Below are 16,286 nucleotides of genomic sequence, written 5' to 3' on the forward strand. Positions count from 1 at the left end.
TTTTATTTATTGTGGGTGTATTTTATTCTGCGTTATCCAAAAAGTCCTTCAACTTTTCTGACCATTTATCGAAAATGGACTTTCGTTCTTTCTGATTGCCTACGTCAGCTCGTTTTTGTACTTGTTCTTCACCGACCAAAACCTCTTCTTGAACCTGCTCTTCAACTAGTTCGGGTGTCACTTGCTTTGAACTGGTCTTCAGGGCGTTCATTAAAAGGCCTACGGCAGTGGCATATAATGGACTGGCGATTTGCTCGTCCGAATCGCCTGCCAAGTGTTCGTTCGGATATCCTATTCGAGTATCCATACCTGTGATGTATTCCACCAATTGTTTTAGATGTTTTAATTGACTACCGCCACCGGTCAATACGATGCCGGCGATCAATTTCTTCTTTTGCTCTTCGTGCCCATAGTTTTTGATCTCAACATAGACTTGCTCTACAATCTCAACTACCCTGGCATGAATGATCTTTGATAAGTTCTTTAGCGTAATCTCCTTAGGCTCACGCCCTCTAAGACCTGGGATGGAAACTATCTCATTATCCCTGTTTTCACCTGGCCATGTTGAACCAAATTTTATTTTCAATAGCTCGGCCTGCTTCTCGATAATCGAACAGCCTTCTTTGATATCTTCCGTAATTACATTACCCCCAAAAGGAATAACGGCGGTATGGCGAATGATACCGTCTTTGAATATGGCAAGGTCAGTGGTACCACCACCGATATCGATTAAAGCTACGCCAGCTTCTTTTTCTTCTTGACTGAGTACTGCCTCGGCCGATGCCAATGGTTCTAAAGTGATATTTGCCAAATCAAGGCCCGCACTTTTAACGCAACGGCCAATATTTTTAATGGAGTGCACCTGCCCCACAACCACATGGAAATTGGCCTCTAATCGACCACCATACATGCCCATCGGTTGTTTGATCTCTGACTGACCATCGACCTTATATTCTTGTGGTAGTACATGGATGATCTCTTCACCAGGAAGCATTACCAATTTATAGACCTGATTACATAACCTATCCAAATCCCCATCATGAATAACCTCTTCGGCATCAGGTCTAGTGATGTAATCGCTGTGTTGCAAACTTCGAATATGTTGCCCTGCTATACCGACTACGACATCGGCAATTTTAAGCCCTGAATCCAATTCGGCCTGTTCAACAGCCTGTTGGATAGAAGATATCGTTTGGGTAATATTGTTGACCACACCTCTATGGACACCCAGACTTTTTGACTTACCCATACCCAAGATCTCAATCTTGCCGTATTCATTTTCCCTGCCGATTATGGCTACTATTTTAGTAGTTCCAATATCTAATCCGACTGAATAATTACCCTGTTCCATATGTTATATTTTGGTGCAAACGACTTGATTATCAAATTCTAAACTGACTGCTACGTAATCTTCTAAAGTTTTATCCTTTGAAGCCTTTACATAAAAAGCCATGAAATTTTCAAACTTTTCATCAAGATTCTCGACACCGCCCAAATTCACTACAAAATTTTCTATCCTCAACTTCAACTGATATTTACCCTCGTCCTCAACATGAATACCCACTACATTCTTTCTTAAAAAATCATCTTTATTTATATAGTCCAAAATGATATACGCGTCCTCAAGGCTTTTACCTGTTATCTTACCCGTAATTATAGGCACCCTAGCCGAATGATAGCGCGATAAAGGCATGCGTTTTCCTTGATCGTCCAAGTAAAACTTAGAGATGCCTTCAACCCTTCCAATCGGTTTTTTCTGAACAATTTTAGAAATAAGCTCCCCTTTAATAGAGAGATAGACCTGGGCATTTTTCACCATTTCATTCGACTCAATGAGCCGCTCTATGGTATTCAAAACTACCTGTTCTTTCGGTCTGTTTTTTAAGCTTCCGTAATTTTGTATTAACAATTTATTAACCGCCTCTTCGGTCAGGTATAAGTTGTTTTCCCCAAAAAAATTAATGGAAATATCCGTCACTGGTTTAGCCTTGTGTCGATAATCGGCAAAGCCGTACAATGCTATAATTGCCACGAAAAGGCAAGAAAATTTTATATGGTTCCTATTAATCCGCATATGCCAATTGTTTTTTCAGGTTCTTAACTTCCAATCCGATATCCCCTGCTCCCATAGTTATCAAAACCTCTGGTTGACAGTTATTTATCTCGTCGATTATTTTTTCCCGCTGTACCAATTTTTTATTAGGGTTATCGATTTTTCCCAATAACCACGAAGAATCAACACCTTTGATAGGGGTTTCCCTAGCGGGATAAATATCCAATAATAGTATGTGGTCAAACTTTGCCAGACTCGACGCAAAGCCTTTTATAAAATCCCTTGTCCTTGAATACAAATGAGGTTGAAAAACCACCATGGTCTTTTTGTTGGGATGCATTTCGGTCACTGCCTGATATACTGCTTCAATCTCGGTTGGGTGATGTGCATAATCGTCGATGAAAATGAAATCTTTTTCTTTGATCTGATACGAAAACCTTCTTTGCACCCCTTTGAAAGATGCCAAGGCCTCTGCCAAACGATAATGTTTGGGAACTATTTGCGCCGCCATTGCAAAAGCCGCCAAACCATTGAGCAAATTATGCTTGCCCGGTTTATTGAAGCGGACATTACCAACTATCCCTTGGGGGGTTTTCAAATCAAATACGTAACTGCCCTGTTCAATTCTAATGTTGTTGATGCAATAATCCGAACCATCTTCTATACCGTAACTGATTCCTAGCAAGGGCAAACCCTTTCTCACAAATAGCTTTCCATTGGGTTTTATTTTAGCCGCAAAGGCCTTGAATGACTTGGTCAATTCGGCGGCATCGCCATAAATATCCAAATGGTCGGCATCCATCGAGGTTATGCAGGCCACATCTGGCGCAAGCTGTAAAAATGAGCGGTCATACTCGTCAGCTTCTACAACGGAATATTCAGTGCCCCTCAATAAAAAATTACTATTAAGATCTTCAGATATCCCCCCAAGAAGTGCAATCAAGGGCATATCGGTCTCATTCAGCAAATGTGCCAGAATGCTTGACGTTGTGGTCTTACCATGGGTACCTGCAACAGCAAAACAAAAGGTGTCTTGGGTGATCATGCCTAAAACCTCAGAACGTTTCTTAACAGCGAAACCACCATCCAAGAAAAAGCGTAGCTCCCCAAAATCCTTTGGTACCGCTGGTGTATAGACCACCAAAGTATGCTCCGCATTTTTGAATTCATTGGAAATTGAGTTCAAATCATCTTCAAAATGTACCGGAATTCCCAATGCCATCAATTCGTTGACAAGTGGGGTTTCCGTTTTATCATATCCAGATACGTTTTTATTGACAAACTTGAAATACCGCGCAAGTGCAGACATACCAATGCCACCTATACCAATAAAGTAGATGTTATGTACGTCTTTCAAATTCATTTTAACAACTTTTCTATTTCGTCTACGATATATTCAGTAGATTTTGGCAACCCCAAACTTTTAATGGTGTTCGACAATTGCGCTTGCCGTGTTTCAGAATTCAGCAACCCTTCGAATACCGTCTTGAAATTTTCATCGAGTTCGTTTTCTTTGATCATTATTGCCGCGTTTTCCTTTACCAAGGCCAGGGCATTCTTTGTTTGATGGTCTTCGGCAACATTAGGCGAGGGAATAAAAATGGTAGGTTTGCCTACCAGGCACAATTCAGAAACGGAACCTGCCCCGGCCCTCGAGATAATGATATTGGCTGCACTGTATGCAAAATCCATTTTGTTCAAGAAGGCTCTTACTTTTACGACATCGCTTTCGTATTTCTTGTATTCTTCGTAATACAGTTTACCACATTGCCAAAGCAGTTGAACCCCTCTTTTCTTGAAAAGGGCAAGTTCACTTTCTATAAGTTGATTGATCCTTCTAGCACCTAGGCTACCACCCAAAATAAGTATGGTCGGTTTGGTGATATCCAACCCAAAGAACTTTAAAGCGGCTTCTCTTGGTATCTGATTATTGACCAAATCTGCCCTGACCGGGTTACCCGTCTTTACTATTTTTTCTTCAGGAAAAAACTGCTCCATACCATCATAGGCAACACAAATTTTTTCTGCTTTATCAGCGAGTAGTTTATTGGTAATGCCCGCATATGAATTTTGTTCTTGAAGCACGCAAGGCACCCCGGCACTGGCAGCCATTCTCAAAAGTGGACCACTTGCAAAGCCACCCGTACCCACGGCTACATCGGGTTTAAACCTCTTCACTATTTTTCTTGCCCTCAACAAACTACTTATCAATTTTATCGGAAACATCAGATTTTTCAATGTCAGTTTCCGTTGTAAACCACTTATCCAAAGGCCTTCAATGACGTACCCTGCTTGAGGGACTTTTTCCATCTCCATTTTATCCTTCGCCCCAACGAACAAAAAATCGGCATTCGCAAATCTTTGCTTCAGTTCATTGGCTATGGCTATCGCCGGATAAATATGACCGCCCGTACCTCCTCCAGATATGATGAACCTATAGTTGCCCACTCAATACTTCTAAAGGATTAGTATCATCTAAGTTCGAACTACTTGGTTCTTCTTGTTTTTTATCACTGGCACTTAAGACAATCCCTATTGCCAAGCAGGTCATCCATATCGCGGTACCCCCCATGCTTATCAATGGCAAGGGTTGACCCGTGGTCGGAAATAATTGCACCACTACCCCGATATTGATAAAGGCCTGAAAAACTATGGGCAAACCGACCCCAATGACCAACAATTTTGCAAAGACCGTTTTTGCCGAATTGGCCACAACCACGATTCTAAAAAGGAGTAGCAGGTAAAAGAACAACAGCCCCAATCCACCAACCAATCCATATTCTTCAATGATAATGGCAAAGATGAAATCTGAGGTACTCTGTGACAAAATATTCTTCATGACACTTTTTCCAGCCCCTTTACCAAAAAGCCCCCCTTCTGCAACGGCCATCTTTGCATAATTCACTTGTCGTGAAGCATCGGCACTGGCACTTTCAGGATGGATAAAGGTCTCAATTCGCGATTTCCAGGTTCCTGCCCTGTCCGGCAATACCTCTGGTGCCTTGAATAGCACAAACACGAACATGCCTGCAAGCACCATTCCCGTGCCGGTTATCGCCAATAAATACTTCAATGGATATCCTCCTAAAAAACAGAGTATCAAAACCAACACCCCAACAATCGCTGCCGTAGAAAAATTTGCCGGTAGTATCAAACCAACCACCAAACCAACAGGGAGCCATAACGGTAAAATACTTTCTTTAAACGTAATCTTGGCATCTCGAATTTTACTAAGGTATCTTGCTATCCAAATCATTAAGACTACCGAGGCCAATGTTGAGGTTTGAAATGGAATGCCAACAAAGGGGATTTTTATCCATCGATTTGCGTTTACCCCGCCGATATTGGTCTCAACCGTAAGTGTATAGCCCAACAATATCAAAATAATCGGCATTGCGATAAGTGCCAGACCCTTGAAATAATGTGTGGGTATGCGATGTACCGCATAGATTATCATAAAGCCCAAGAATAAAAGTACACCATGTTTTACCAAGTGTCCGATTGTGGTACCTGTATCCTTCACATAGACTAAATTGGTACTGGCACTATACACCGGTAGAAAAGAAAATAGCGCCAACAAGGCTACAATACCCCATATTGCTTTATCCCCCTTCAGGTTTTTAAGTAATGCCAACATGATTTCTTAGCTATAAATTTTTAACTGCTTCCTTAAATTGATTTCCGCGATCTTCATAATTTTCGAAAAGATCAAAACTGGCACAAGCTGGAGACAACAATACGGTGTCACCCCTTTCTGAAACCTTATATGCGACTTTAATTGCCTCCTCCATAGAATAAGTCTCCACCAAAGGTTCCACTACGTTGCCGAAAGCCTCGACCAATTTGGTATTGTCGGCCCCTAAGCAAATAATCGCCTTCACTTTTTCACGCACCATAGGCATCAATTGCCCATAGTCATTGCCTTTATCCACACCACCTACAATCCATACTATGGGTTTTTTAATTCCGTCCAAAGCATAGTAAGTTGCATTGATATTAGTAGCTTTCGAATCGTTGATATATTCTACATGGTTGATCTTCAACACTTTTTCGAGTCGATGTGGTGCGCCTTGAAAAGATTGGATACTATTGAAAATCGTTTCTTTTCTAACCTTGACCAAAAGCGAGGCTATACCTGCCGCCATGGCATTCTTTACATTATGTTGACCCTCTAGGGATAAAAAATCTGTGCTCATTTTCAAGGTATTAGGTTCTATGTTTATATTAATTGTTTTATCGTTCAGCCATGCTCCCCACTCCAATTTTTCATGAAGTGAAAAGGGCACTAATTTGGATTGAACAGGATGTTTTTGCAGCCAATCTGAAATAACCTCATCGTTTGAATCGTAAACGAGGTAATCATTTTCATCTTGGTTCATGGCGATACGGAACTTTGATGCGATATAGTTCTCAAATTGATACGCATAGCGATCCAAATGATCCGGTGTGATATTGGTTATCACGGCCACTTTAGGCTTAAAATCAACAATACCGTCCAACTGAAAACTACTGATCTCCAATACATAATGGTCAAAATTCTTCCCGGCAACCATTTTGGCATAGCTGTCACCGATATTACCCGCCATGCCCACGTTGAAACCAGCTTCTTTCAACAAATGATTGGTCAGCATCGTTGTAGTAGTCTTGCCATTGCTACCCGTGATACCGATAATTGTCGCATTGGTGTATTTCGAAGCAAACTCAATTTCAGAAATCACCGGAATTTGTTTTGCGATAAGCATTTGTACCAATGCAACCTTTTCAGGTATACCCGGGCTTTTCATGACCACATCGGCGTTTAGTACCTTTGCTTCGGTATGCTGGTGCTGTTCCCATTCAATCTCAAAATGTTCAAGAACTTTTATGTACTTCCCTTTAATCGCCCCTTTATCGGAAACAAAAACATCAAATCCCTTTTGCTTCCCTAAAATTGCGGTTCCAACCCCGCTCTCCCCACCTCCAAGAACAACCAGTCGCTTCATATCAGCGTATTTTCAAGGTGACAATGCTTATCACGGCAAGCAAAATCCCAATAATCCAAAAACGCGTGACGATTTTACTCTCGTGGTATAGTTTTTTTTGGTAATGATGGTGCAAGGGCGCCATCAAAAAAATTCTTTTTCCCTCTCCATACTTCTTCTTGGTATGTTTGAAATACCCTACTTGCAACATTACCGAAATGGATTCTGCGAAAAATATTCCGCAAAGGATGGGAATCAACAGTTCTTTTCGCACGATGATCGCGATGACCGCAATTACCCCACCAATAGTGAGACTGCCCGTATCGCCCATAAAAACTTGTGCAGGAAATGCATTGTACCAGAGAAACCCGACCAAACCACCTACAAATGCGGCTATGAAAACCACCAATTCACCAACTCTGGGGATATAGAATATATCTAGATAATCTGAAAACTGGATATTACCCGAAACCCATGCAAAAACACCCAAGGTGAGCACGATGATTGCCGAAGAGCCTGCGGCGAGACCATCAATACCATCTGTAAGATTTGCCCCGTTTGAAACCGCGGTTACGATCAAGATCACGATGGGTATAAAAATCAACCAAGCATATTCTTCCATCCCTTCTCCGGCCCATTTGATAAAATCGGCATAGTCAAGTTCATTATTCTTGAAAAAGGGCACATTGGTGCGAACGGCCTTTTTTTCTTTGCCAACTACCTGTTCAACCGTGAACTGTTCGGTGATTCTTGTACCATCTTTCTCTTTCATGGTCACTTCGGGGTGGAAATAAAGCACGACACCTACCAACAGCCCCAACACGACCTGCCCCATCACTTTGAACCTGCCCTTAAGACCTTTTTTATCTTTTTTGAAGATTTTTATATAGTCATCTATGAAGCCAATAATACCCATCCAAAGCATGGTGATTATTAAAAGGATTACGTAGATATTCTTTAATTCAGAAAACAACAATACTGGAATCAATGTGGAAAGGATAATGATAATGCCCCCCATCGTAGGTGTACCGGCCTTTTGTTTTTGCCCTTCAAGACCAAGGTCGCGAACACTTTCCCCTATTTGTTTCGCCTGTAAGAATAAAATGATACGTTTACCATAGACCACGGCAATCAACAAAGACAACAACACCGCCATAGCCGCACGAAACGTTATGAATTGAAACAACGATGCCCCAGGAAATTGATATTCTTGTTCTAAATATTCAAATAGGTAGTACAGCATTCCTATTTATTTAAATGTTCAAGTGCCGACTTGACTTCTTTAAAGTCATCAAATTCAACACGTTTTCCATTAGTCTCTTGGTAGGTCTCATGACCTTTGCCCGCTACGAGTATGATATCATTGGCCTTAGCAAACTTGCAGGCCGTTTTTATGGCCTGTTTTCTATTTTCTATGGTCAAGACTTTTTTACTGTTTTGAGGTTCGACACCTGCTTCCATTTCTTCTAAAATGATAACAGGATCTTCGGTTCTTGGGTTATCTGAGGTAAATATGGCCTGACCGCTCATTTCTGATGCGATATGACCCATAACCGGACGCTTCGACTTATCACGGTCACCACCACACCCCACTACGGTGATGACGTTTTCATTTCCAGTCCTCAATGCATTGATAGTTATCAATACATTTTTTAATGCATCCGGTGTATGGGCATAATCAACTATTGCCGTTATTTTATTTTTTGAAATGAAGTATTGAAATCGGCCATCTACATTTTCCAATTCACTGATCAACCTTAAAATCTCCAGTTTTTCTAGACCAAGTAAATCCGCGGCCGCATATATGGCCAATAAATTGTATGCATTGAAATCACCTATCAGTTTAGACCAAAGTTCATTCTCATCGATCTTCAGTAGTTGTCCGTTCAACTGGTTTTCCAATATTTGCCCTCGGTAATCCGCAAAGGACTTCAGTGCATAGGTATACTTTCTGGCTTTGGTATTTTGCACCATGACCATACCATTTTTATCATCTAAATTGGTAAGGGCGAAAGCAGATTTTGACAACCCATCGAACAGCTTTTTCTTGGTGTCGCGATACTCTGCAAAAGTCTTGTGATAATCTAGATGGTCATGCGATAAATTGGTAAATATGGCACCTTCAAAATAGAGACCCTCGGCCCTCTTTTGATGAATTCCATGTGAACTGACCTCTATAAAACAGTACTCTACCCCTTCTTCGTTCATTAAGGCCAAATTGCTATTGATGGTCAAAGCATCAGGTGTCGTGTGGGTTGTTTGATACTCTTTAGTGTCGACCATAATCTTGATGGTCGAGATCAAACCTACCTTATAACCAGCATTTTTGAAAAGATTATACAGTAAGGATGTAATGGTAGTCTTACCATTGGTACCTGTAACACCGACAAGTTTTAAGTTTTTAGAAGGGTTATCATAAAAATTGGAAGCCATTATAGCTAATGCCCGATTTCCATTATCCACCTGCAAATAGGTAATTCCATTGATGAGATAGTCGGGCATGACTTCACAGACAATAGCTTTGGCCCCGGCATCGACAGCAGTTTGAATGTAGCTATGACCATCGGTCTGTAAGCCCTTAATAGCCACGAAAACATCATCCATACCCACCTTTCTTGAGTCAAAATGGATTTGGTTGACCAAAACATAAGTGTCTCCACTTACCGCAGAAAGGCTGACCCCATATAATATGTCTTTCAATAACTTCATGAAAGGTGTAAAATGATTTTTTCAACTTCCTTGATACTCGTTCCTTCCGCAACGGACTGGTGTTCTACTTTGCCGCCATTACCTTGAACTTCTACTTGAACCCCCAGGTTCTCAAGGATGGACACCGCATCCATACCGCACATCCCCTTTAGGTTGGGTACTGTTTTGTATTGTTTTTGGGCGTGGGCGTAATACGATTTATACGATTTTTCTATCATTTCCACCTCAGGGTTCTCAGGAGTAACCTCATCCGCAACAGGGGAAGTGATGTAAATTTTTTCCGCAAGGGATTTAAATACCGGCCCCGAGACATCAGCACCATAGTAACCCACACTCTTGTCAGGTTCATGAATCACTACAATGCAAGAATATTGGGGGTCATCAGCGGGAAAATACCCCACAAAAGAGGAGATATATGCTAACTTATCAGGGTCTTTAGCAACATAATTCTTTTGACAAGTACCCGTTTTACCAGCCATTGAAAAGTTTTTTGAGTACAGTCCGTTGCCCGTTCCATAATCTTTCTCAACTACATCTTTTAGTAAGCGTTGGGCTTTTTTAATGGTCTCTTTAGAACATATTGAGGGATTCAAAACCTCTTTTTTAAATTCTTTGATGATTTTATCACCAACCCTTGCCTCTTTTATGAACCTTGGTCTCACCAGCTCTCCGTCATTGGCAATCGCGTTATAAAAAGCCAATGTTTGCATAGGGGTCATCGCAACCTCATACCCGTGAGACATCCAAGCTAAAGAAATACCTGACCAACCTTTATCACCAGGGTATCTTAATACGGGATCCCCCTCACCCACTATTGGAAGGTCCAAATTTTTATGGAGCCCCATGTTCATCAAACGATTTACATATTTCTCAGGGTTCTCTTTGTAGTTTTCATGTATGGTTTTGGCAAAGGCCGTATTTGAGGAAAGCGCAAACGCCTTCGCCATGGAAATCTTGCCGTAACCGCCCCACTTTGAATCGCGAACGGTTCTATCATAGATTCGCCATCTTCCTTTTTCGGTATCTACAATGGTGCTGGTATCAATAACCTTATCTTCAAGGGCTGCAATTAAAGACATGAGCTTGAAAGTAGAACCGGGTTCATGCGATTCGCCAACGGCATAATTCAATTTTTCGTAATATTTACCTTCTTTAGTGCGCCCCAGATTAGAGATTGCCTTGATTTCACCCGTTTTGGTCTCCATGACCACTACCGTTCCGTGATCCGCCTTATAATATTCCAATTGTTTTAAAAGTGCATGGTGCGCAATATCTTGGATGTTCGTATTAATCGTAGTGACGATGTCACGACCATCTTGAGGCTCTATAATGTTATCAAAGCCAACGGGTTTCCACTGACTCCCCGCACTTTTCTGTTTTAAACGCTTTCCTTCCCTACCTCTTAAGTAGCTAGTGCCGAAAGCCCCATCAAGCCCGACCCGGGTATAATGACCTTCTTCATCAATACGCTCATACCCAATACTTCTAGCCGCAATCTTACCTAGCGGATAATCCCTCACCACCCGATGTTTTTCTATGAACCCCCCTTTATTGGGGCCAAGCCTAAAGAGCGGGAACTGGCGCATTCTAACATATTCTAAATACCCCACATTTCGGGCTATGAGCTTATAGCCATTCTTATTCGCCCTGGCCTTTCGTAACATTTGACGATAATACGATGAAGATTTGTTGAAAAGGGACCCTAAGGAGTCACAAAGTGGGCCGCTATATTTTTGCCAATTTTCATCAGTAACCGTATTGGCATCAAAACGAATTTCATATTTGGCTACCGAAGCGGCCAATAAACTGCCATCGTCTGCATAAATATTACCACGATTCGGTTGAATGGTAAACATTCTTTCGGTCTTCTGCATCGCCAGCTCCTTATATTCACTTCCTTTCACCATTTGAATATCGACCAACCGAAATACCACGGCGATTGCAAATACCAAGAGCCCCCCAGCAACCAGGTACAATCTATTCATGATATTTTTCTCACTTATCGCCACTTTATGGTTCTTTTTTTACGATTATTTTTTGTGGGGGATCTTGAGAGGGTTGCAAACCCCTTTGAACTACGACGTTCTTTAAAGAGGACTCCAGTTTTAATTGCTGTAAAGCCCTTCGCGTTTCGACAAACTCACTACGGAGAGCCCTTACTTCTTCATTCAGCCCTGCAATCTCATGCACCTTTTTATCGGCTTGATGACTACTTGATATCATCATCGCAGCCAAAAAAGAGGCGAACAATAAAAAAAGCCAGTTCTTGGGAGCGTCACCGCTGACTAAGAATTTACCTTTCAAAATATCCAATAATCCTTTTTTCATTTTCATTTTAGTATCGCAACGTTCTATTGGTCTAGAAAATCATATTCTTTCTGCAATGCGAAGCTTTGCAGAACGCGCCCTATTGTTTTGTTTTATTTCATTTGCAGACGGGGTAATCATCTTGTCTTTTCTTTTAAGGGGGACATTGATGTTGCCGTAAAAATCTTTCTCTGGCTCATTTTCAAAACTTCCGGCACGAACAAATCGCTTCACCAGTCGATCTTCCAATGAGTGATAACTGATCACACTAAGCCTACCCCCTACTTTCAAAATTTCTGGAACTTGTTCTAAAAATGCCTTCAAAACGGCAATCTCTTGATTCACCTCAATACGAATTGCCTGATAGATCTGTGCCAAAATTTTATTCTCTTTCATTTTTGGCAAAAATCGCTGCAATACCGTTTTGAGGTCATGGGTCGTCTTAATAGGTTTGTCTGCCCGTGAATCTATTAGTGCCTTGGCAATGGCATTTGCATTTCGCAGTTCCCCATATTCAAATAATACCTTTGCCAAATCTTCTTGCGAATAAGCATTGACCACCTGATACGCCGAAAGCCGTTCACTCTTTCGCATCCTCATATCTAAATCAGCATCAAATCGAATCGAAAATCCACGTTCCGCCATATCGAATTGATGTGAAGAGACTCCGAAATCTGCCAAAATCCCATCAACTTCTAAAATGCCATAGAACTTTAAAAACTGCCTCAAAAACCTAAAGTTCTCATTGATCAAAGTAAATCGAGGATCGTCAATGGCATTTGCCAAGGCATCCTCATCTTGATCAAAAGCGAACAATTTGCCTTCAGGCCCTAGTCGTTTCAATATTTCTTTAGAGTGTCCGCCCCCACCAAACGTGACATCGACATACACTCCATCCTTCTTAATTTGCAGTCCGTCAATCGATTCTTTGAGCAATACGGGAACATGATACACCTCACCCATTACCACCCTCGTTGACCGTTCCGCTATTTTCGGTAAATATTTTTTCCGCAACATCAGGATAAACGGCATCACTTTCATCCAAGACCGCCTCATACTTTTCCTTATCCCAAATCTCGATTCGATCATCCGCACAATTGAGTGCGACCTCCTTTTTGATTCCCGCGAATTCGATGAGGTTTTTTGGTACCTGCAAACGACCTGTCTCTGAATCAACCTTGACATCTATCTTCATGCCGGCGGTGAACTTTCTGAAAAATAGATCGTAATCCCTGCTAATATTCTTTTTAGCCCTGACCTGCTTCATAAGCACATCAAACTCGCTTTTGGGGAATAACTCTAGACAATCTTGAAACACGGCCCTTTTAATGACAAAATCTTGATTGATGACGGGCATAAGCTGATTCTTCAGGGAGTTGGGCAATGTCACCCTTCCCTTAGCATCGGCCTTACAGTCAAATTGACCCATCAAGTTCATCTACAGCGTATTGGTTCGTTTCTAGAATCTTATATCAAATATAGAGATTTTATTTCCACTTAATTCCACTTAAAGACACAATTGTTAATAAAATCTATATTTTTAACGTCAAATCTCCACCAAAAATTGCAAATTCAACCGATAATCCCAAATTTTTCAATTCTTGAAAGGCCGTATTGCAATCAAAAACACCACTTTTTTACCACATCCATTTTGTCATTTTGAATGATTTGAAATGCCTATATTTGGCACTTTAGACCAACTAACTTAAATGAGAGAGGACGTTATTACGGAAGGAAAGTACCGGTATATTGAGATAGGTGAGGGAAAACCAATCATCATATTACATGGTCTCATGGGTGGTTTAAGTAATTTTCAGGGGGTCACGAACCACTTTCCGAAAAAAGGATATAAGGTCTTAGTACCCGAACTACCCATTTATGATATGCCGATGTTGAAAACGACGGTGAAAAATTTCGCCAAGTTTTTAGCTGATTTTATAGCATATAAAGGGTTAGAGGATGTTATTCTCTTGGGAAACTCGTTGGGTGGACATATTGGATTATTACACACGAAACTCTACCCTGAGCTGGTTAAGGCACTGGTAATTACGGGAAGTTCTGGCCTCTATGAAAGTGCCATGGGCGACGGATACCCAAAACGCGGCGATTATGAGTTTATAAAAAAGAAGGCCCAAGACGTTTTTTATGACCCAGAGGTTGCCACCAAAGAAATTGTCGACGAAGTGTTTGCTACGGTGAACGACCGTATGAAATTGGTAAAGACATTGGCCATTGCGAAAAGTGCTATTCGTCACAATATGTCAAAAGATTTGCCTAATATGAATACCCCTACCTGCATTATTTGGGGAGAAAACGACTCGGTCACTCCACCTAATGTCGCGAAGGAGTTTCATGAATTGTTGCCCGATTCAGAATTGTTTTGGATTAAAAAATGTGGGCACGCACCAATGATGGAACATCCTGAAGAGTTCAATACCATTCTTGATGCTTGGTTGACCAAAAGGGGGTTTTAGTTGCAGTAGACAATAGACAGTAGACAGTAGACTAAAATAAATTCCGCCCTTTTTTGATTTCAATAGCTAGAAGGAAGTTCTTCTTAAGACAACGGCATTAAAGTGCACATCCAAAACGTTAGCAGAAAATAGTGTATTTTTCTATTTTAAGGATAAAAATCGTGATGAGAAGGAATTTTAATGTCAACCACCTAACATTCTAACATCGATTCATATGAAGATCACTTCGGCAGAATTTGTGATGAGCAATTCAAGTGTGGCAAAATGCCCAAAAGAAGCCTTGCCCGAATATGCGTTTATTGGCAGATCCAATGTGGGTAAATCTTCTTTAATCAATATGCTGGTGAATCAAAAAAGTTTGGCAAAAACTTCAGGTAGACCTGGAAAAACCCAACTCATCAATCACTTTAAAATCAATAAAAATTGGTTTTTAGTTGATTTACCGGGTTATGGTTACGCCCGCGTTTCTAAAAAAGACAAAAAGACCTTTCAAAAGTATATTACCGAGTATTTTCAAAAACGAAAGCAATTGGTCTGTGCTTTTGTATTGGTCGATATAAGACATGAACCCCAACCGATAGATTTAGAATTCATGGAATGGTTGGGTACCAACGGTGTGCCATTTGCCATTATCTTCACCAAAGCCGATAAACTAAAACCTGGCGGAACCGACAGACAAGTGCAAAATTATATACAGGTTTTGCTCGATACCGCCTGGGAAGAATCCCCAACCTACTTTATCACCTCATCGACCCACCGTTTAGGAAAAGAGGCGTTACTTGACTATATCGAGAAAATCAACACCCAGGTCAACCAAAACAATAGTACCCTAAATTGAATATGGACTCCCTTAAAACCTATCACCAAGTAGATCGTGATGATAGCGATTTGAGTTTTCGGATTGCCAAAATGGAAGCGATATACGATACGCGAAAAGGAGAGACCGACACCCCCCATCGCCATGATTTCTATACCATATTACTGGTCAAAAAAGGAAGTGGGCAACATCGAATCGATTTTAACAGCTATACCATAGCGCCGCAACAGGTTTACTTCATAGGCCCCGGTCAAGTTCACCAACTGGCTGAGCAACAAAGGCCCGAGGGATATTCGCTGTTATTCTCTGAGCAGTTTTTGATTGCGAATAATATTTCGGTCGACTTTATATCGGATATCAATCTATTTCACGAATTTGGGGAAAGTCCGCCAATGGAGTTAGACGAAAAAGCATTGACTTCGGTAGACCAATACGCACAACAAATGCTGACATATTACCATTCTAATAAACGGTTCAAATATGAGGCCATTGGGGCCTTACTTAAATTATGGCTGATAACCTGTCATAATCTATGCGATTTAAGCCTATTGGACACCCAGACTATGGAATCTGGTGGTACCCTACTTAAAAAATACAAATCGCTTATCAACTTAAAATACAGGAGTTGGCATCACACTTCACCTTATGCCGAGGCCATGCATGTAACCCCAGACCATCTCAATAGGGTCGTAAAGTCGTTAACAGGCAAAACAGCGAAAGAACACCTTCAGAGCCGCATTACCAACGCTGCCAAGCGCATGCTTTTTTTCACCAACCTCTCCAATAAGGAAATTGCTTATTCTTTGGGGTTTTCCGAACCAGCGAACTTCAGTAATTTCTTTAAGAAATGTACGGGGGTCTCCCCATCCGTTTTTAAGGCGTCCCATTGATATCGGATTTTTACAAGCCTTTGCCGTTTTTACATATTCCAAGGTTCTGCGTTTCTTGGCAACTTTGTAGTGAAC

The 16,286-nt window shown here is 41.1% G+C and carries 15 protein-coding genes; 3 read left to right on the forward strand and 12 right to left on the reverse strand.

What is annotated here, in order from left to right; genetic code table 11:
* Window positions 1-22 precede the first annotated feature (22 nt).
* From ftsA to AACM45_RS06050, 12 genes are read right to left on the reverse strand one after another with little or no spacing between them, the layout of a single operon-like run.
* Window positions 23-1,351 carry a cell division protein FtsA gene (gene ftsA, locus AACM45_RS05995; RefSeq protein WP_339141402.1) on the reverse strand — a complete coding sequence of 443 codons (1,329 nt, stop codon included), beginning with the start codon at window positions 1,349-1,351 and terminating at the stop codon, window positions 23-25.
* A gap of 3 nt (window positions 1,352-1,354) precedes the next feature.
* Entirely contained in the window at window positions 1,355-2,032 is a 678-nt protein-coding gene (locus tag AACM45_RS06000) for a cell division protein FtsQ/DivIB (RefSeq protein ID WP_339141403.1), read from the reverse strand.
* A gap of 31 nt (window positions 2,033-2,063) precedes the next feature.
* Window positions 2,064-3,416 (reverse strand): UDP-N-acetylmuramate--L-alanine ligase, encoded by a 1,353-nt coding sequence (gene murC / locus AACM45_RS06005; RefSeq protein ID WP_339141405.1) that lies wholly within the window; start codon window positions 3,414-3,416, stop codon window positions 2,064-2,066.
* A complete protein-coding gene (murG, locus tag AACM45_RS06010) occupies window positions 3,413-4,501 on the reverse strand; it encodes an undecaprenyldiphospho-muramoylpentapeptide beta-N-acetylglucosaminyltransferase (protein ID WP_339141407.1) in 1,089 nt (362 codons plus the stop codon). Before murG ends, murC begins: the two co-directional genes overlap by 4 nt.
* Entirely contained in the window at window positions 4,488-5,690 is a 1,203-nt protein-coding gene (locus AACM45_RS06015) for an FtsW/RodA/SpoVE family cell cycle protein (protein ID WP_339141408.1), read from the reverse strand. Before AACM45_RS06015 ends, murG begins: the two co-directional genes overlap by 14 nt.
* Window positions 5,691-5,700: 10 nt before the next feature.
* Window positions 5,701-7,035: a UDP-N-acetylmuramoyl-L-alanine--D-glutamate ligase gene (murD, locus tag AACM45_RS06020; protein WP_339141409.1), complete on the reverse strand. Its 1,335-nt coding sequence runs from the start codon at window positions 7,033-7,035 to the stop codon at window positions 5,701-5,703.
* Window position 7,036: 1 nt separating this feature from the next.
* Entirely contained in the window at window positions 7,037-8,257 is a 1,221-nt protein-coding gene (gene mraY / locus AACM45_RS06025) for a phospho-N-acetylmuramoyl-pentapeptide-transferase (RefSeq protein ID WP_339141410.1), read from the reverse strand.
* A 2-nt stretch (window positions 8,258-8,259) separates the two neighbouring features.
* On the reverse strand, window positions 8,260-9,723 hold the full coding sequence (locus AACM45_RS06030) for a UDP-N-acetylmuramoyl-L-alanyl-D-glutamate--2,6-diaminopimelate ligase (RefSeq protein WP_339141411.1): 1,464 nt from the start codon (window positions 9,721-9,723) through the stop codon (window positions 8,260-8,262).
* Complete coding sequence (locus AACM45_RS06035) at window positions 9,720-11,732, reverse strand: penicillin-binding protein (RefSeq protein WP_339141412.1); 2,013 nt, start codon at window positions 11,730-11,732, stop codon at window positions 9,720-9,722. The genes AACM45_RS06030 and AACM45_RS06035 overlap by 4 nt, the downstream gene beginning before the upstream one ends.
* Window position 11,733: 1 nt before the next feature.
* Window positions 11,734-12,051, reverse strand: a complete 318-nt coding sequence (locus tag AACM45_RS06040; protein WP_339141413.1) for an FtsL-like putative cell division protein — start codon at window positions 12,049-12,051, stop codon at window positions 11,734-11,736.
* A gap of 39 nt (window positions 12,052-12,090) precedes the next feature.
* Window positions 12,091-12,993: a 16S rRNA (cytosine(1402)-N(4))-methyltransferase RsmH gene (rsmH, locus tag AACM45_RS06045; protein WP_339141414.1), complete on the reverse strand. Its 903-nt coding sequence runs from the start codon at window positions 12,991-12,993 to the stop codon at window positions 12,091-12,093.
* Window positions 12,986-13,468, reverse strand: coding sequence for a division/cell wall cluster transcriptional repressor MraZ (locus AACM45_RS06050; RefSeq protein WP_339141415.1), 483 nt, complete (start codon window positions 13,466-13,468; stop codon window positions 12,986-12,988). The genes rsmH and AACM45_RS06050 overlap by 8 nt, the downstream gene beginning before the upstream one ends.
* Window positions 13,469-13,739: 271 nt before the next feature.
* Between AACM45_RS06050 and AACM45_RS06055 the strand changes: the two genes are divergently transcribed.
* From AACM45_RS06055 to AACM45_RS06065, 3 genes are all read left to right on the forward strand, one after another.
* The gene (locus tag AACM45_RS06055) at window positions 13,740-14,504 is read left to right on the forward strand and encodes an alpha/beta fold hydrolase (RefSeq protein WP_339141417.1); all 765 of its coding nucleotides are present in this window, start codon (window positions 13,740-13,742) and stop codon (window positions 14,502-14,504) included.
* A gap of 214 nt (window positions 14,505-14,718) precedes the next feature.
* Window positions 14,719-15,342, forward strand: a complete 624-nt coding sequence (gene yihA / locus AACM45_RS06060; RefSeq protein WP_339141418.1) for a ribosome biogenesis GTP-binding protein YihA/YsxC — start codon at window positions 14,719-14,721, stop codon at window positions 15,340-15,342.
* 2 nt (window positions 15,343-15,344) lie between these two features.
* On the forward strand, window positions 15,345-16,211 hold the full coding sequence (locus tag AACM45_RS06065; protein WP_339141420.1) for an AraC family transcriptional regulator: 867 nt from the start codon (window positions 15,345-15,347) through the stop codon (window positions 16,209-16,211).
* The last annotated feature ends 75 nt before the right edge of the window (window positions 16,212-16,286 follow it).

The organism is Croceitalea sp. MTPC5, assembly GCF_036985505.1.
In the GTDB taxonomy this organism is placed as follows: Bacteria; Bacteroidota; Bacteroidia; order Flavobacteriales; family Flavobacteriaceae; genus Croceitalea.